A 17,786-nucleotide genomic window follows, 5' to 3' on the forward strand; every position below is an offset into this window, starting at 1 on the left:
ATTTTGCAATTCATTAGAATATGCTACTCTAGTTTGATATAATAGTCCAAAGGCTTAAATTCCAATACAACGCATCGTACATATACAAGTTTACTTTTCAGTGTAATCCCTTGTATTTACTAAATTTGCTTGATTTTCGCTAACTACTTACGCAAGTAGTTTTATTTATACACTAACATTCCCAAGGTTCTACCCCATGACTATATCACTTTCGCAGTATATGGGATTCACAATAGCTAATTAATATTGCATCACAAATTTAGTTGTTGTATCATTATCAAATTTTTATATACTTTTATAAAGTTCATAAGTGTTTTTACAACAGTTCACCTCCTCCTATAAAAAAACATATTATCAGTATAAAGTATTAGCATAAAAGGTAATTTTTATACCCAATTTATATATTTTTCTAAAATAATCTTTAAAACCCTATTCAGTTAATCCAATTCTTCTTATTTTAGTATTAATATTTATAGTAAAATCAATTTTGGAAAATTCTTCATCCCAATCATCTTTAATTTCTTCCCATAACTTAGGATCATGATTCATTATATATTCATTTATATTCAATACATCTGTTTTAAATTGATTTTGTAATTTATTTATAACTTCCATTCCAGTTTCTTCCATATAACTATTTATCTCTCGTTCTATCTCCTTAATTTTATCAGTACTCATTATATCTGTTTCAACAACAATACCTCCAGGTTCCATATATTCTTCTATAAATCCTTCATTTTTTATATTATAAGTGAATTTTATATTACCATCTACTACTTTCATCTCTCTCTCTACATGAAATCTTCTTATAATATAAGTAATAACAAATTTACCTTCATCTTTAACAATTGTAACTTTACCTTTATTTGATTCATCATTTAATGTTAAAACAATATCAGTCTCCATATCATTTAATTTTTCAACGACTTTTCTATCCTTTATAATAGAAGAACCTTCTAGTACAATTTCTCCTTTTCCACTTCTAATCCTACCTATTATAAAAGAACCATCTTCTGCTCTTATTTCAGTTAATACTTGACCTAAATCTTCTAAAAAATATCCTTTACCTACTTCTTCTCTACGATTAATATCTGCAATATATTCTCCAATAACAGGATTTTCTTCTATTTCTGTTAATATAACATCCTTTGCATTACCATCAGCTATAAGCATCACTATTTTTCGTCCAATATCAGGAGATCTATCCAATGCTTTAAGTACTTTAGAAAATTGCACCTGATTTTTAGCAAAATCTTCACTCACAATTATAACTTTTAAATGTTTAAAAAATATATCTTTATTCATTCTAGAAGCTACTTCTCTACTTATATCTGATAATGTAGGGCCCTCAGAACAAATTGTAAACCTTGGAGGTTCGCCATCACTTTCTTTTTCTGATGCACTTAGATTAGGGTATTCATAAGTCACTTTAATGCCTGAAGGATTTTCTTCATCTTCTACAGTATCTATTCCTATAGCTGTTACATATGCTCTCTCTTCTATTTCTGCCATGTCCCAACAAGCAATGTTAAAGAAAATAGTAATAATAAGCAATAGTAATAATAATAATTTTTTCATGCTTTTTTTGTTCCTTTCTTTTTAAATAATAAAACTATAAATAAAACTAAAGGTATTCCTAAAGCTACTACAGTCCCTAAATAATTGCTAAATATATTCATATAGTCATATACTTCAGCTATATTTTCTGGAAATACAGCTAATACATATATTACAGGTAATAATGGCATAGATATAAAATTGGATTCTTTTAATTTTAAAGCTTTACTTATTACTATACTTTCTTGAATTAATATTACAGCTAAACCTTGAAGAGCGATTAATGTCCAAATAGTTATAAATATTCCCTCTACATTTTCTAAAAATGCCCCTGGTATGTCTACTGTTTTCATAAGAAATAGTGTAGGCCATAAAAGATCTGCTGTTTGTTTTATGCCAAATTGAGTAACAACTATAATAAATATAAAAATATATATAAATCCTAAGAATACCGTAGACAAAATGTTATATTTTAGTGCATTTTTAGTATCTTTTACATAGGCAGTAGATATAAGTATTATCTCTGTACCTATAAAACTATATGCAGCAACTTTTAATCCTTGAAATACTTCTTTTATCCCGATTTGAAATAATGGAAGCATATTAGTCATCTTTAAATCCGGAATCAGTGCTAAAGATATAAGAAAAAAAGGAATAATGGCTAAAGGTAAAACTATCTGAACTATTCTAGCTATGGGCTCGATTCCCTGTCTCACAATATATACATTAGTCAAAAGCATTGTCATAATAATAACTTCTAAAGGTGTCCGAGATAACATAAACATTTTTATACCTTCAGAAAATACCCTGACCACACTAGCTGCTGCCCCAAGATAAAAAAATATAAATATGAAAATAAACATCAAAGCAATAGGTTTAGGTAGAGTATCATTCATTATTTCTACTAAAGTCTTACCAGGAAATTTCAATGCTATTTTACTATGAACGATTACTAATAATATAATTATAATTGTAGCTATTATTAGTAAAAAAACACCATCAGGACCAGCAATATCTGCCAAATCTTTAGGAAGTGACAGTATTCCTACACCTAATACTGAGCCAATAACAAGACCTGCGTTTTGTCCTTTGGTTATTTTATCATTTCCCCCTATCATCTTTTTGATCACCTACACTTTCGTTTCTTGTACTATCTATTTCATTAATACTGCTCATCCTCACTCTATTCTTTATATTTAAATATTCTGGTCTTAATCTCATGAATTTTTGAGGCACTCGTATAATACTATCCTTAAAATCTCTAAAACTACTTATTATATTTGAATATGGTTCCATATATGGTATACCAAAACTCTTTAAACTACATAAATGGGCTATTATAATTACTAATCCTAGAACTATACCATAAAGACCTAATACTGTTGCTAATAACATAATAATAAATCTACAAAATCTGAGTCCCGAAGCAATTGCAAAATTAGGTAAAGCAAAAGAAGATATCGTAGTTAAGGCTACTATTATTATCATAAAGGGGCTTACAATACCTGCTTGTACTGCTGCTTCACCAATTACTAAACCTCCTACTATACCAATAGTTGTACCAATAGGTCCAGATATTCTAGTTCCTGACTCCCTCAATATTTCTAAGGTTATTTCCATAATAAAAGCCTCAATAAATGCAGGAAATGGTACATTTATTCTGGTAGCAGCAAGATATAGTACTAACTGTGTTGGAAGAATACCTGGATGATAGGTCGTTACTGCTATATAAAAAGCTGGCAACAATAAAGATAACGGAATGGCAAGATATCTAACCAATCTTACTATGAATGCTCCAACCCATCTATCATAATAATCTTCTGCAGATTGTAATAACGCATTCCATGTAGCAGGTAATATGAGAACAAAAGGAGTATTGTCCACTACTATAGCTATCTTACCTTCATAAATAGCTGCGGCTACTCTGTCCGGTCTTTCTGTGCTTTGTAACTGTGGAAAAGGAGACTTCCAATTATCTTCAATTAACTGTTCTATAAATGAACTTTCTAATATAGCATCTATACTTATATCATCTAATCTTTTGTTTACCTCTTTCAACAATTCATTATTTACAACTTTATCTAAATACATTATTGCTATATCGGTTTTAGATTTTGTTCCTATTTGCTTATATTTCAACTTAAGTCTAGGATCTCTTATTCTTCTTCTAATAAGACTAGTATTTACTTTACTAGTTTCATTGAAACCATCTCTAGGCCCCCTCGCTACACTTTCTGTCACTGGTTCAGTTATACTCCTAAGTGGCCATCCTCTGGAAGATATCATAAGTATCTCTTTAAACCCATCCACTAATACTATAGTCTCTCCTATCAATACAGCATCTATAGATTTTTTAAGACATTTTAAATCTTCTACCTCTGTTATAGGTATATTACCTTCCTTAGATAATTTATATAAATTAGTTCCTACCATTCTTGGATTGGGAACTTCATCTCTCCCTTCATGCATCAATGCTTCTAAGACATACTCACTTACTAATTTCTTATCTGTTAATCCATCTATGTATATTATTGCAAATCTATAATTTTGCTTTTTTCCAACACTAAATTCCCTATAAATCACATCATCACAATCACTTAATATTTCCTTTATTTTATTCAAATTATGATCTATATCTTTAGATATAGGAATCTCTACTGTTTCTTGATCCTGATTTTTATTCTCTTTTTCGTCTTTCTTCAAAAAAATTCTCCTCTCTATAAAACCATTGTCAATATATATACTAAAGGTCCTATTGTAACTAAAGCTATAGATAATCCTACAACTACTTTCTTTTCTTTTACTAATCCCTTTTCTTCAAGAGTTTTTCTATCTATAAAAAAAAGCAAAAAAGCTATTATTAGATTTAATATTAAAAAGTAAAGATCCACTATTTCCTTTAATTTTTCCATAATCACCCATATCCCCTTATACATTCCTTTTTAAATTCTTCTATATAATATTTACTATATAGTTAGTTGTTATTCAATATAAACAATAAAAAAAGAGACCTTTAAAAGATCTCTTATAATTTTTCCCTATTATAATCTGATACTATATATTTTTTAGCAATCTCAATATGTTCTTCTGCATACTTTTTAGCAGCTTCTTTATTCCTATTCTTTATAGCACATATAATTTTCTCATGTTCTTTAGCTAAATCACTAGATTTATGATGACCACTTACATAACTAACCCTAAATCTTTTAACTTGTTCCATTAATCCATCTATTAAATCTACAAGAGTATCGTTTTTTGCAGCTTTAAAAATTATATTATGTAATTCCGTATCCTTTCTTACAATCCCTGATACATCCCTATCTTTAATAGATTTATTTAATTCTTCATGTTTTTTTAATAATTCTTGGAGTTCATCATCTTTTATTCTTTCTGCAGCAAGATAAGCTCCCAAACCTTCTAAACTAACTCTTATTTCTAAAACTTCTTTTACATCAGTTATAGATACTTCTGATACATAAACACCTTTTCTAGGCTCCATTATGACAAGACCTTCTAACTCTAACTTCCTTATAGCTTCTCTTACAGGTGTTCTGCTCACACCTAAATTCTCAGCTAACTGAATTTCCATAAGTCTCTCTCCAGGTTCTATCTCTCCTGTTATTATTGCTTCTCTCAAATGTTCAAATACTATTTCTCTTAAAGGTTTATAATTTTCCAAACTTAGCTTATCTAATTCCTTCATCAAATCACTCCTTGTATTAATCCTAGATTGTCTTTGTAAATAAGACATCCTTAATAATTTTTTTGAACCACAATTCACAATCCCTGCCTTTTTCATAATCATCAAAAATACCAAATACAGTTGGACCACTACCACTCATAAGACTTCCTAATGCCCCTTTATCTATCATTTTTTTCTTTATATCCTCGATTATAGGATATTTCTTCATCGTTACAACTTCTAATACATTAATCATATTATTCGCAACCTTATAGATATTGTCATCATGTATAGCTCTTATCATACTTTCAGTATCAGGATGATTTTTAACATCGTTTAAGTTTAAATTTTTGTATACATCTGAAGTTGACACATCAATATTTGGTTTAACTATTAATATATACTTATCTGAAAAATCACTTATTTGTGTAAGTTTATCTCCTATTCCTTCGGCTAGAGCAGTACCTCCCATTATACAATAAGGTATATCAGCGCCTATTTTAGCACCTATATCCATTAATTCTATTTGATTTAAATTTAAATCCCATAGTTTATTCAATCCTATAATAGTCTGAGCACAATCGGAACTACCTCCAGCTAATCCAGCAGCCATTGGTATTTTTTTATTAATTTTTATTTTTACACCTCTCTTTATATTAAATTTGTCAGTGATTATACTATATGCTTTATGTACTAAATTCGACGAATCTGTAGGAACTTTTGGATTAGTACATTCTATTCTTATACTTGACTTAATTTCCGTTAAAGTCACTTCATCTTTTAAATCTATTTGGTTCATTATCATATTCACTTCATGATAACCATCTTCTCTTTTTCTTAATACATCTAAAGATAAGTTTATCTTGGCATAGGCTTCCAACTTTATTTCTTTCAAAAAATCACTCCCGCGATTAAAGTTTATGATAATTTATGCTTTGTATTTATTATAACAAATATTGTATACATATAATAGCAATAAAAACAAGCTAGAGATTAATCTCTAGCTTAAATTGTGACATCTACAGTTTTTATTATGAATATTTTTTCTCCTGGCATAATATTATCCGGTGTCATTATCTCATTTACATCTATCAATTCCTCCATGGTTGTATCAAATTTTTTAGCAATATCCCATAAAGTATCATTATTCTTTACAGTATAAATCACAATAGAAGGTCTTTGATTTACATCTGCTTCGTCTTCCAATTCTACAGCTTCTGTTACAATATTTATATTCTTTATTCTATTAATAGAAGTATTAAGCTTAATCTTAGATTCAACTTCTACTTCTCTAGAACTTATTTTATTATATTCTATATCTTCAATCATCAAATCAATTTGAGCATTCATATCCTCAGTTATATCATCCATATCTATATAAGATTTAAATGGAAAATCACTTTTAACAGTCTTGATTTCTCCACTTTCTTCTCCTAAATAAAGCATATTTATACTAGATATACCTTCTATTACTACTTTACTATCTATTATTCTAGTATCAGTTATCATAGGTTTAACATCAATATTATATATGTCTTTAATTATTTCATAATCGTCTGATACGTCTAATACTCCCTTTATAATTTCCTTATTTACAATGGAACCAATATTCTCATTTATGCTTACTGATTCCTTAGATAAATCAATCTTTTTTTCTGTAGAATATGTATCTACAGTTATTTTCATTTCCTTATTCTCAAATATTTTAGCATCAATTTTAATCAATGACTCCAAATCTATTACTCTTAACCTTCCATTTACATCTTCTTTTATTTCATAAGATGGTTCCAATGAATATAATTTTACTAGATGATTCATATCTTTATTTATACCAGATATATCTACAAAATGGGTAAAAGGAATTTCATGTTTTATATTCTTAACCCTATTATCTTCATCATCTCCTAAATACATTACATTTCCTTTTATTTCACCTGCTACTATAACTTTATCTTCTACTACTTTAACCTCCTTTTCAAATGCCTTTATATCAATTCTCAAAATGTCTATTATATCTGGAAAATTTTCTGGTAACTCAAATGCATCTTTTACTATGGTCGTAGAGGAATTTTCCCCAACAACCTCATTATATTTAATCTTTTCTTTTAATACTTGAAGCCCCTTTTCTCCCTTAACATTTTTTAATATATCTATTGTATTACTTTTTGTAATTTTTCCATCTAGTGATATTACTGATTTTATTTCCATATTATTATCTTCTAACAATCTATAGTCTATATTCTCTACATTTGGAATAATCTCAGCTTTCATATCTTCATTTATTCCATCTATTAAAATATCTTCATTGAAATTTACCTTATCCCTTTTATTATAAATTCTATTTTCCTCTTCTCCCATATAAAGTGTTCTCATATCAAGATACCCTGACACCTTTACTTTATCATTATGTATTTCTATATTCTCTAATACTACATCCCCTTCAACATTTAATATTTTAATTATCTTAGGTTCACCTGAAGATGCTTCAATTTTTTTATCCAAGTATATATCCTTTTTATCCCTACTAACAATTTGGTCTATCTTAACTATGTCTTTTATTAATTCAATTGGCACACTGCTCCCTCCTCTTATACTTACCTTATAGTAATACAGGCATTATTCTACTAATATATCTATGCATAAGAAAGAGATAAAATGATTAATTCACACAAAAATTAATTTGATATGCTCTACTAAAAGTAAAAAACCGCCTATCTGGCGGTCTAGTATTAACTAATCTGTATTTTGTTATCAATGTCGCAAAGAGTAACCTCAACGGTTTCTGTTAATATATCCGAGTAGCTATATGATACTCTTCTTACTGAGTTATATCCCCCTTCAATCTTTACTACAAAAATGCTAGGATATGCATTTTCTAGAACTCCTTCTCTGATAGTAGTCTTCTTTCTACCTTTATTAGCCTTCAGTCTCACCTTTTCCCCTATATGGGTTTGAACATGCTCTCGGATTTGATTTAGAGTGTTTCGTTTAATCAAAGGATCACCTTCTTCTTTTATTTTAGCCATACTATGTTACTATAATGATAACACAAATTTTATCATATGTCAAAGTTCTAAATAATCATTATACTATTTCATTTATATTCTGTCAATAGTATTAATACTATTCTTTTGTTAATATTTATAATATTGAATAATTCCTTTTACAATTGATTCCGCTATCTTTTGCAAAAATTCCTTTTCCATTAATTTTTTCTCTATATCAGGATTTGTAAGATATTCTAACTCTATATGCAATGCACTAACTCTTACTTCCCTAAGCATAAAAAAATCAGCTAATTTTACCCCTCTATTTATTATATCAGTGTTCTGAGAAATACTATTCATTATACAAAGAGCTAAATTGATACTATCCCTATCATTTTTATAATGATAAATTTCACAACCATTAATAGAAGGATTATGATAGGAATTTAAATGTAAACTTATAAAAAAATCCGGACGAATTTCATTAGCAATCTTCACCCGTTGATTTAATGTTATATATTCATCTGATCCTCTTGTAAGAATTACTTTCCCACTATACTTTTCTAATTCCTCTTTTAGAATTTTAGCTGTATCTAGTACTACATCTTTCTCTCTTAATCCATTTATTCCAATTATATCTTGGCTACTACTTCCTCCATGACCAGGATCTATCATAAATATTCTTCCCTTTAATGGTTTATTTATACATGGTTTTTCTATTTCTTTTATTTTAACTCCAGTATAATAATATTGAAGTATTTCTTCATAACTTTTACCTAAGTTTGCCATCTCATTGGCTCCCCATTGACATACTCCCAATCCATCTCCCTTTCCTTTAGTTTTAATACTTATTGTTTTTGGAATTATACTAAATCTAGTTGAATCAATACCTAATTCATTTTTAATATCAATGCCTGCAAATTCTTTATCTCCTATCTTTATTTTGGATACTCTCCCTAATTGATCTCTATCAATATTTTGAATAAAATTTTCAATATCTATATTTTCAGTAGAATTTATAGTAGAAAACTTTACATTAAGCCTTTTAGATAATTCTTCTATATCCATTTCCACTTTATTCTGTATATTTGGAGCATTTTTACAATAATCACATAAAACTCGTCTTAAATAAAAACTTTTTGTACCTATTACATTTTCGGAATTTTCTGTAGACCCACCGCAAACATCATGAAATCTAGCATCAATAGGTTTATTATTAACTGTTATAATTAAATTTTTAGTAGATTTTATTACTTCTCTTATCTTCTTAAGATTGTTTTCTGATAAAGATTTATATTTTTCTAATATATCCTCTCCTAAAAAATGTTCTCCATTACAAATATCACACCCTCTATGATAAGAAGATCCTTCTCCCCCAAAAATCTTCATTTTTCTTACTAAATTTGTTCTTGCTATTATTGCATTTGCCTTTAAAGCTTCTATATTAAAATCTATAGGACACTGAGATAATATGATTATTTCTATTACATCATCTATCAATATTTCATCAATATTTCCTTTTTCATGATTATACATTTTTATATAAATATCTTTATCTTTTCTCAAATTAATACCTCCTAGCAGTAGCAAATATCCTATTTGTCTATACATAATATTTTAATTATTTATCCTCTAAAATTTCTGATATAATACATAGTATGATTAAATATTTATACTGTTCATGATATATTTAGGAATAATTGGGTATATATACACAAAATTTTGATCTAAGATTAGAAAAAATACGATCTGTTTTTCTAAGTAAAAAAAGTAAGCCATGGGTAAACATGACTTACTCTCAATTTCAAAACATATTTTTTCTTACCAATATTATCACTACTATAGCTGATAAAGCTATCGACCCTCCTAATATCATCAAAAATGCATAAGGAGAATTTTGTAGAGGCAATCCCACATTCATACCATAAAAACTAGCAATCATCGTAGGTATAGACATAACTATTGTTATAGACGTCAACACCTTCATAACTATATTTAAATTATTGGATATAACTGAAGCAAATGCATCCATCATACCACTTAATATATTACTATATATACTTGCCATTTCTATAGCTTGTTTATTTTCTATTAATACATCTTCTAATAGATCCTCATCTTCTGGATATAATTTAACCGATTCTGACTTCAATATTTTTTCCATTACTATATCGTTAGCTTTTAGAGATGTTGAAAAATAAACTAAACTTTTCTCTAAATCTAAAAGTTGGATTAATTCCTTATTTTTCATAGATTTATGAAGTTGCTTTTCTATAGAATTACTTATTTTATTTATCTGTTTCAAATAAATTAAATATCTTGCTGCCATTCTATATAATATTTGAAGTACAAATCTCGTCTTTTTAAATGTATAAAAACTTTTTACCTTACCTTCTACAAATTGTTCTACAATTGAATTTTCTTTAAGACATATAGTAATTATATATTTTTTATATAAAATAATTCCTAAAGGAAATGTTGAATAAACATAAGAACTATCTTCTTTTTCAACCATTGGTATATCTACTAAAATAAATGTTTGATTATCTTCAATTTCAAGTCTTGAAGTTTCTTCGTCATCTAATGGAGCCTTAAGAAAATCCATATCTACGTTTAACTCTTTATGAACTTTATTTAATTCTTCATCAGTAGGATTAGTTAAATCTATCCAGCATCCATCTTGAAAATCATCTAATTGTAATAGAGTTCTGTCTACTGTTTTGTATATGTTAAGCATAATTTCACCTCTTATATTCCCTTTTTATGACTCTATTACACTCTTAATAGTGAAAATAGAATCAGAAAAGGGGTTTTTTGTTATTATAATTCTAAAATATCGCCTAGGACCGTCATCCATTTTCACCACTCCTTTTTGCCGAATATTACTATATATATGATATTCTATTATCTATTATTTTGCAAGAAAGCAAAATATAGATAATCTATTTAAATCAAATAAATTATCTATATTTATAATTAATGTATTCACATTTATTTAATATATTTATCTAATACATTAATAATTTCGTTTATTTTTTCATCTCCCTTACCTTCCAAAATAGCCTCTGTAACACAACTTCTTATATGTCCATCTAATACGTTTAGATTAGCCTTTTTTAATAACCCTTGAACAGATAAAATTTGTTTAGATATATCTACACAATATCTATCATCTTCTAACATTTTTATTATACCTTCTATTTGACCTTTAGAAGTTTTTAGTAAATTTAGTGCCTTTTTTTTCTCATTAGTCATCTTTACCACCTCAATATATAAATATGTGGGGCTTTCAGCCCCACAATTAATGAATTTAATTTATATAACCTTAATATCTACTACTTCATAACCGGCTTCTTCAACAGCCTTCCTTAATGCATCATCATTGAGGTTATGTCCCTCTACTTCAACTGTTTTACTTGATAAATCTGCTTTTGCACTATTTACTTCACTAAGATCCATTAAAGACTTTTCTACCGTATTCGTACAGTGACCACAACTCATGCCTTCTACTGTTAATATTTTTTTCACAATACTCGCTCCTCTCCATTATTATTTTACTTTAACCCTTTTTAATCTAAGAGAATTACTTACTACTGATACAGAGCTAAATGCCATAGCTGCTCCTGCTATCATTGGATTTAATAAGCCCGATGCTGCTAATGGTATTCCTGCTGTATTGTAAGCGAATGCCCAAAATAGATTCTGTTTTATAGTTCTCATTGTCTTTCTACTTAATTTTACAGCTGTAACTATATCTTTAAGATCTCCCTTCATCAAAGTAATATCTGCTGCCTCAATAGCTACATCTGTTCCTGTACCTATAGCAAACCCTACATCTGCTTGCGCTAATGCTGGAGCATCATTTATTCCATCTCCTACCATAGCTACATGCTTACCTTCTTTTTTAATTCTCTCTACATTTTCTGCTTTATGTTCAGGCAAAACTTCTGCTATAACATTATCTATTCCAACTTCTCTAGCTATAGCTTTAGCTGTTCTTTCATTATCTCCTGTTATCATATATATTTCAAGATTCATTTTCTTTAAAGCATTAATTGCTTCCTTCGAGCTTTCCTTTATAGTGTCAGCTACTGCTATAATTCCTCTCAATTCATCATCTATAGAAAGAATCATCGCAGTTTTGCCTTCTGTTTCTAATCTTTCTATATCCGTTGAAGCTTTTGATATGTCTATATTTTCTCTATTCATCAATCTTCTATTTCCTAAATATATATTTTTCTCATTCATATTAGCATATATACCATGACCAGGAATTGCTTCAAAGTTTTTTACTTCATATGTTTCAATATCATCATCTTTTGCCCTATTTACTATAGCTTCTGCTAAAGGATGTTCTGAGCCTTTCTCTGCTGAAGATGATATTCTTAATACTTCTTCTTTATCTAAATTATAACCTATTATATCTGTAACTTCAGGTTTACCCTTAGTTATTGTACCTGTTTTATCAAATATTATAGAATCTGTTTTATGAGTTCTTTCTAAATACTCTCCACCCTTTATAAGAATCCCATTTTCTGCTCCTTTACCGGTACCTACCATTATAGCAGTTGGTGTTGCTAGTCCTAACGCACAAGGACAAGCTATAACTAATACAGACACTGCACTTATAAGAGAAGGATTAATATCTCTTGTTGTTATCATCCATATAATAAAAGATACCAAAGCTATACCAATTACTACAGGAACAAATATACCAGATACCTTATCTGCTAGTCTTTGAACTGGAGCCTTCGATCCTTGAGCTTCTTCCACTAATTTAATTATTTGTGAAAGAGCAGTATCCTTACCTATTTTTGTTGCTTCAAATTTAAATGTACCATGTTTATTAATGGTTGAACCAATCACTTCATCTCCTGTATTTTTCTCCACCGGAATACTTTCTCCTGTTAACATTGATTCATCAACAGTTGATTTCCCATCTATCATCTTACCATCTACAGGTATCTTCTCTCCAGGTCGAACTATTATAGTATCTCCTACTTCCACTTCTTCTACTGGTATATCTATTTCTTCTTCGTTTCTTACTACTCTTGCAGTTTTAGCCTGAAGTCCCATAAGCTTCTTCATAGCTTCTGAAGTTTTACCTTTAGCTATTGCCTCCATTAATTTACCTAATATTATAAGGGTGATTATTACTGCAGAAGATTCAAAATAATAATGGTCTATTCCTGCAATTACATTATATATACTATAAAAGTAAGCTGCTGATGTACCCATGGCAACAAGTACATCCATATTTGCTCCTCCACCTCTCAATGCATGATAAGCACCTTTATAGAATCTATATCCTATAATAAATTGTACTGGAGTAGCTAATATAAATTGAAACCATCCATTACTTAATACAGTATGAACTCCTGCCATATGGAAAAACATGGCTGAAAACAAAGGAATACTAAGTATTAAAGAAATTATAAATAATGTTTTTAACTCTTTTATTTCCTTTTCCCTTGCTTCCTTTTGTTTATCTACACTATCTTCCTTTTCCTTAAATGCTTTATACCCTGCTTTTTCTACCGCATTAATCATATCCTTTATTTCTATATCTTCAGATGTATATTCTACTGTAGTTTTATTAGTTGCTATATTCACATTAACTTCTCCTACACCTTCAAGAGCTTTTAACGATTTCTCAACTCTTGCAGCACAAGCAGAACAAGTCATACCTTCAATATCAAGTCTTATTTTTTCCATTGAAGGCTCATACCCTGATTTTTTAACCGTATCCATCAATCCCTTTATATTAACCTTTTCAGGATTATATTTCACTGTTACTTTCTCAGCAATCAAATTTACTACTGCTGATTCAACTCCATTAACTTTTGATAGAGAACCCTCTACCCTACTAGCACAGGATGCTCAAGTCATTCCAGATACTTTAAAACTTATTTTTTCTATTGCCATATTTTCAACTCCTTTCTTGCCCCTCCCATGTATGGGTTGGGTTACTATGCTTTGATTGTAACATAAGACATATTATTATTCAAGATTATATTTTAGTATTATCCAATTATAGATAAAAAAATATGGTTCTTTCCTCAAGAACCATATAATCTCTTATGTGAAAACTAATCTATTCAGTTTTTAATAAATTTGTTGCAATCTCATTGTATTTATCTTTAATATTTAATCTATCATCTAATACAGAAGGAACTCCTTTATCTCCATCTTCTCTTACTAATGTAGATAATGGTATTTCTCCTAATAAAGGTACATTTAATTCTTCACTTAATTTTTTACCTTCTTCTTTTCCAAATATATAATGTTTTTGATCACAATTATTACATATAAAATAAGACATGTTTTCTATTATTCCCATCACTTTGCTATTTGTTTTTGATGCCATAAGACCTAATCGTTTAGCAACATCAGCTGCTGTTATTTGAGGTGTTGTAACTATAAGTATCTCTGCATCAGGTAATTGTTGCATAAGACTCAATGGCACATCTCCTGTTCCAGGTGGAAGATCAATTAACATATAATCTAATTTTCCCCAATATACATCATTAAAGAATTGATTTAATATATTTCCTAACATTGGACCTCTCCAAATTAAAGCTTGATTCCCATCAACTAAGTTCCCCATAGATATAACCTTAACTCCATTAACATCAACTGGAAGCATCATACCTCCATCTACTACCATAGGCTTTTTATCCTTTATTCCTAATATTTGAGGAATACTATGTCCTAATATATCAGCATCTATAAGCCCTACATTATAACCCATTTGACTTAATTCCACTGCTAAATTAGCAGTTACTGTAGATTTGCCAACTCCACCTTTTCCACTTCCTATAGCGATAACTCTAGTGTCCTTAAAAGGATCCTTAGTTTCCTTTTTCCCTTGAAGTTTTTCTATTAACTTTTGTTTCTGTTCAGAAGTCATTTCTCCAAATACTACTTCAACTTCGTCTATTCCTTCTATTCTCTTTAATTCATCCTTTATATCATCACTAATAGTATTTTTTAAAGGACATCCCATTGTAGTTAATCTTACATTAACTATAACATTATTTCCTTCTATCACTGTATCATCAATCATATCAAGCTCTACTAAATTTTTCTTTATCTCAGGATCATCTACTTTCTTTAATCCTTCATATATCTTATCTTTAAGAGTCATTTTCTCATCTCCTCAAATTTTGTTATTCAGTTATTTATAATATATAAATATTTTTCAATCATTATTTATATTCTATCACTTATTTATATGTTTTACAGTAATATTCGTCAATTATTATCTTCTCTTCCCATTATTATTTTTTTAGGAGTTACTATATAATTTACAGGTATATCATGTTTATTAGATGGTACTCTAGGAAAGATTTGAAAGTCATAAGCCACTGCTACTTTAATAGCTTTAGTTTGTTTTAATAATTTATCATAATAACCTCCGCCATAACCTATCCTATTGCCTATTTTATCAAAGGCCAATCCCGGTATTATAATCAAATCGATATCCTTTGGTTCCACAGGATCTAACGCTTCTTTCTTAGGTTCTAAATATCCATAAGGATTCTTTTCTAAAGATTTATCTAAATCCTTCAATTTACTAGGAATTAATATATTTTTTTCTTTATCTGTATAAGATGTTACTACAGTTTTACCCATTCCAAACATTGATCTTATCAATTTAAAGGTTTCTACTTCATTTCTAAAACTTAAATAAACCATAATTACTTCACTTCTCTTAAAATCTGGTAAACTTATTAAATTCAAAACAATATCATTACTTAATTCACATACATCCTGTTTGGTTAATTCTTTTCTCTCTTCAAGTATCTTCTTTCTTAAATATCCTTTAGTATTAGTCTCCATTTCTAACACTCCTTATAAGATATAATCATAATCTATATGTCTATATTTTATAGTGCTATAGACTCATTTGATTAAAAGCACACTAATATTATATAACTTTATATCCAAACCGACAAATTTTGATAACCTTCATTCGAATATTTATATATAATCGTTCTTGGAGGTGATTGCAATAATTATTATTTTCTTTATATTAATTTTATTAGGTATTAGTATTATGTTTTTACCTACTAAAATTATTCAATCTAAAATAAAATCTAACAATAAAAAAGAAACATCTATTAACATAGACTATATCATATTAATAAGATTGAGAGGTTTTTTCTTAGTACTCATATCCACTTTAATAATCCTCATATTAAAATAGATTAACCTCTGTATAACTACAGAGATTAATCTATTTTTAAAATATATTAATTAACAACTAGAGCCTCCTTGATCTGTAGAAACTCTAAAGCCTTTTGTCAACCAATCATTGGAATAATCAACATTAAAAACTTCTACTTGATTATTTAAATCACTATCTATTAAGAAAGTTAAATCATCAACAGTTTCAATTATATCATCATCATTTTGCTCATCCAGAGCAAGACCATAAGATGGACCACTTCAACCAAAACCTGACAGATATAATCTTATTTTTTTATCTAAAGCATCTTTTTTCTTAATTACCTTTCTTATTTCTTTCATAGCTTTAGGTGTAATATTTAATTTCATACATATGCCTCCTCATAATCATATACCCTGTAGGGGTACTTTCTAATTATATTTTAATATCATAATATTACATTGTCAAGATATAGTCTTTGCTAAGTTATTATATTATTTATTTACCCTTTGAGAACACCTTCATTCACTATATTAAAGATATATTGATATCCCATATACTGATCTAGCTCCTACGAATCCATCTATTAACTCTAGAAAATAATAGTCTTCTATTTCGTTTCTATATTTATTATCTTTCCCTATAATTTTTAATATTATATCTCCTATAATTATTAAAAATATAGCAAAAGCCATATACCATGTTATATTTATCCATTTATAGCTGAAAAATATAGACTTCATTTAGATTTCACTATTTCTAATTTCTTCTAGCACTTGGGTCATTTGAGGATAAGTCATCATTCCTGGTACTGCTCCTATTAAACTTCCATCTTTGTTAATATAATAAGATGTGGGAAATGCACTCACAAAATACTTTCTTTGAGAAACTTCCCTATCCTCATCTAATAATACAGGAAATGTATAACCGCCTTCTTCTATATAATCTTTCGCTATTTTTTCTGATTCTCCTACATTCACAGCTAATACTATAAAATCATCATCTTTATTCTCATCATATAATCTCTGTAAATCAGGCATTTCTTCATCACAATATTTACACCAAGTAGCCCAAAAGTTTATCATTACTATTTTACCTTTATAATCACTAAGAGATACCTGATCTCCACCTAATGTAGTAAGAGTAAAATCTGGTGCAAGTTTATCACTTTCCAAAATAGGAGAATCACTATCTTCTTCTGATTCTTCATCTTTTTCATTAGATTCATCTATTTCCTCATTACTAGGTGGTATTTCTTGAACTTCATCATTTTCTTCCTCTGATACATCATTAAAATCATCTTTATCTTGAAGGGTATAATATATGCCTCCAACTAGTATAATAGCTAATATCACTATTGCTATAATACTTTTTTTATTCATTTTATTCC

17 protein-coding genes and 1 pseudogene are annotated in these 17,786 nt (G+C 28.5%); all 18 read right to left on the reverse strand.

Features of this window, described 5'->3' with window-relative positions; all coding sequences use genetic code 11:
* Positions 1–429: 429 nt before the first annotated feature.
* Positions 430–1,578, reverse strand: coding sequence for a Ger(x)C family spore germination protein (locus GOQ29_RS05820; protein ID WP_203371706.1), 1,149 nt, complete (start codon positions 1,576–1,578; stop codon positions 430–432).
* Positions 1,575–2,675 carry a GerAB/ArcD/ProY family transporter gene (locus tag GOQ29_RS05825; protein ID WP_203371707.1) on the reverse strand — a complete coding sequence of 367 codons (1,101 nt, stop codon included), beginning with the start codon at positions 2,673–2,675 and terminating at the stop codon, positions 1,575–1,577. Before GOQ29_RS05825 ends, GOQ29_RS05820 begins: the two co-directional genes overlap by 4 nt.
* Positions 2,659–4,260: a spore germination protein gene (locus tag GOQ29_RS05830; protein ID WP_203371708.1), complete on the reverse strand. Its 1,602-nt coding sequence runs from the start codon at positions 4,258–4,260 to the stop codon at positions 2,659–2,661. Before GOQ29_RS05830 ends, GOQ29_RS05825 begins: the two co-directional genes overlap by 17 nt.
* A 14-nt stretch (positions 4,261–4,274) precedes the next feature.
* A complete protein-coding gene (locus GOQ29_RS05835; RefSeq protein WP_203371709.1) occupies positions 4,275–4,469 on the reverse strand; it encodes a CLC_0170 family protein in 195 nt (64 codons plus the stop codon).
* A gap of 113 nt (positions 4,470–4,582) precedes the next feature.
* On the reverse strand, positions 4,583–5,260 hold the full coding sequence (locus GOQ29_RS05840) for a GntR family transcriptional regulator (protein ID WP_203371710.1): 678 nt from the start codon (positions 5,258–5,260) through the stop codon (positions 4,583–4,585).
* Between the two features lie 22 nt (positions 5,261–5,282).
* The gene (gene ispE, locus GOQ29_RS05845) at positions 5,283–6,134 is read right to left on the reverse strand and encodes a 4-(cytidine 5'-diphospho)-2-C-methyl-D-erythritol kinase (protein WP_207750652.1); all 852 of its coding nucleotides are present in this window, start codon (positions 6,132–6,134) and stop codon (positions 5,283–5,285) included.
* A 110-nt stretch (positions 6,135–6,244) separates the two neighbouring features.
* Positions 6,245–7,813: an SPOCS domain-containing protein gene (locus tag GOQ29_RS05850; RefSeq protein WP_203371711.1), complete on the reverse strand. Its 1,569-nt coding sequence runs from the start codon at positions 7,811–7,813 to the stop codon at positions 6,245–6,247.
* 155 nt (positions 7,814–7,968) lie between these two features.
* Complete coding sequence (locus tag GOQ29_RS05855; RefSeq protein ID WP_484477065.1) at positions 7,969–8,265, reverse strand: Veg family protein; 297 nt, start codon at positions 8,263–8,265, stop codon at positions 7,969–7,971.
* 108 nt (positions 8,266–8,373) lie between these two features.
* Positions 8,374–9,792 carry a stage II sporulation protein D gene (spoIID, locus tag GOQ29_RS05860; protein ID WP_203371712.1) on the reverse strand — a complete coding sequence of 473 codons (1,419 nt, stop codon included), beginning with the start codon at positions 9,790–9,792 and terminating at the stop codon, positions 8,374–8,376.
* 238 nt (positions 9,793–10,030) lie between these two features.
* The gene (locus GOQ29_RS05865) at positions 10,031–10,963 is read right to left on the reverse strand and encodes a magnesium transporter CorA family protein (protein ID WP_203371713.1); all 933 of its coding nucleotides are present in this window, start codon (positions 10,961–10,963) and stop codon (positions 10,031–10,033) included.
* Between the two features lie 254 nt (positions 10,964–11,217).
* Entirely contained in the window at positions 11,218–11,481 is a 264-nt protein-coding gene (locus tag GOQ29_RS05870) for a metal-sensing transcriptional repressor (RefSeq protein WP_203371714.1), read from the reverse strand.
* 60 nt (positions 11,482–11,541) lie between these two features.
* The gene (locus GOQ29_RS05875) at positions 11,542–11,754 is read right to left on the reverse strand and encodes a heavy-metal-associated domain-containing protein (RefSeq protein WP_207750653.1); all 213 of its coding nucleotides are present in this window, start codon (positions 11,752–11,754) and stop codon (positions 11,542–11,544) included.
* A gap of 21 nt (positions 11,755–11,775) precedes the next feature.
* Positions 11,776–13,977 carry a heavy metal translocating P-type ATPase gene (locus GOQ29_RS05880; RefSeq protein ID WP_350445980.1) on the reverse strand — a complete coding sequence of 734 codons (2,202 nt, stop codon included), beginning with the start codon at positions 13,975–13,977 and terminating at the stop codon, positions 11,776–11,778.
* Positions 13,960–14,094: pseudogene (locus GOQ29_RS14995) on the reverse strand (cation transporter); the annotation flags it as partial. The pseudogene GOQ29_RS14995 and the gene GOQ29_RS05880, both read right to left, overlap by 18 nt.
* Positions 14,095–14,320: 226 nt before the next feature.
* Complete coding sequence (locus tag GOQ29_RS05885) at positions 14,321–15,373, reverse strand: Mrp/NBP35 family ATP-binding protein (RefSeq protein WP_203371716.1); 1,053 nt, start codon at positions 15,371–15,373, stop codon at positions 14,321–14,323.
* Positions 15,374–15,480: 107 nt separating this feature from the next.
* Positions 15,481–16,068 (reverse strand): 5-formyltetrahydrofolate cyclo-ligase, encoded by a 588-nt coding sequence (locus tag GOQ29_RS05890; protein WP_203371717.1) that lies wholly within the window; start codon positions 16,066–16,068, stop codon positions 15,481–15,483.
* Between the two features lie 861 nt (positions 16,069–16,929).
* On the reverse strand, positions 16,930–17,139 hold the full coding sequence (locus GOQ29_RS05895) for a hypothetical protein (RefSeq protein WP_203371718.1): 210 nt from the start codon (positions 17,137–17,139) through the stop codon (positions 16,930–16,932).
* Complete coding sequence (locus GOQ29_RS05900; RefSeq protein WP_203371719.1) at positions 17,140–17,778, reverse strand: peroxiredoxin family protein; 639 nt, start codon at positions 17,776–17,778, stop codon at positions 17,140–17,142.
* Between the last annotated feature and the right edge of the window lie 8 nt (positions 17,779–17,786).

This window comes from Anaeromonas gelatinilytica, from assembly GCF_016820635.1.
In the GTDB taxonomy this organism is placed as follows: domain Bacteria; phylum Bacillota; class Clostridia; order Tissierellales; family SIT17; genus Anaeromonas; species Anaeromonas gelatinilytica.

Excerpts from the sequence above, each read along its gene's own strand:
- GOQ29_RS05820 (WP_203371706.1), bottom strand. The coding sequence starts at position 1,578 with ATGAAAAAATTATTATTATTACTATTGCTTATTATTACTATTTTCTTT.
- GOQ29_RS05825 (WP_203371707.1), bottom strand. The coding sequence starts at position 2,675 with ATGATAGGGGGAAATGATAAAATAACCAAAGGACAAAACGCAGGTCTT.
- GOQ29_RS05835 (WP_203371709.1), bottom strand. The coding sequence starts at position 4,469 with ATGGAAAAATTAAAGGAAATAGTGGATCTTTACTTTTTAATATTAAAT.
- GOQ29_RS05840 (WP_203371710.1), bottom strand. The coding sequence starts at position 5,260 with ATGAAGGAATTAGATAAGCTAAGTTTGGAAAATTATAAACCTTTAAGA.
- GOQ29_RS05855 (WP_484477065.1), bottom strand. The coding sequence starts at position 8,265 with ATGGCTAAAATAAAAGAAGAAGGTGATCCTTTGATTAAACGAAACACT.
- GOQ29_RS05865 (WP_203371713.1), bottom strand. The coding sequence starts at position 10,963 with ATGCTTAACATATACAAAACAGTAGACAGAACTCTATTACAATTAGAT.
- GOQ29_RS05870 (WP_203371714.1), bottom strand. The coding sequence starts at position 11,481 with ATGACTAATGAGAAAAAAAAGGCACTAAATTTACTAAAAACTTCTAAA.
- GOQ29_RS05880 (WP_350445980.1), bottom strand. The coding sequence starts at position 13,977 with ATGGATACGGTTAAAAAATCAGGGTATGAGCCTTCAATGGAAAAAATA.
- GOQ29_RS05885 (WP_203371716.1), bottom strand. The coding sequence starts at position 15,373 with ATGACTCTTAAAGATAAGATATATGAAGGATTAAAGAAAGTAGATGAT.
- GOQ29_RS05890 (WP_203371717.1), bottom strand. The coding sequence starts at position 16,068 with ATGGAGACTAATACTAAAGGATATTTAAGAAAGAAGATACTTGAAGAG.
- GOQ29_RS05895 (WP_203371718.1), bottom strand. The coding sequence starts at position 17,139 with ATGAAGTCTATATTTTTCAGCTATAAATGGATAAATATAACATGGTAT.
- GOQ29_RS05900 (WP_203371719.1), bottom strand. The coding sequence starts at position 17,778 with ATGAATAAAAAAAGTATTATAGCAATAGTGATATTAGCTATTATACTA.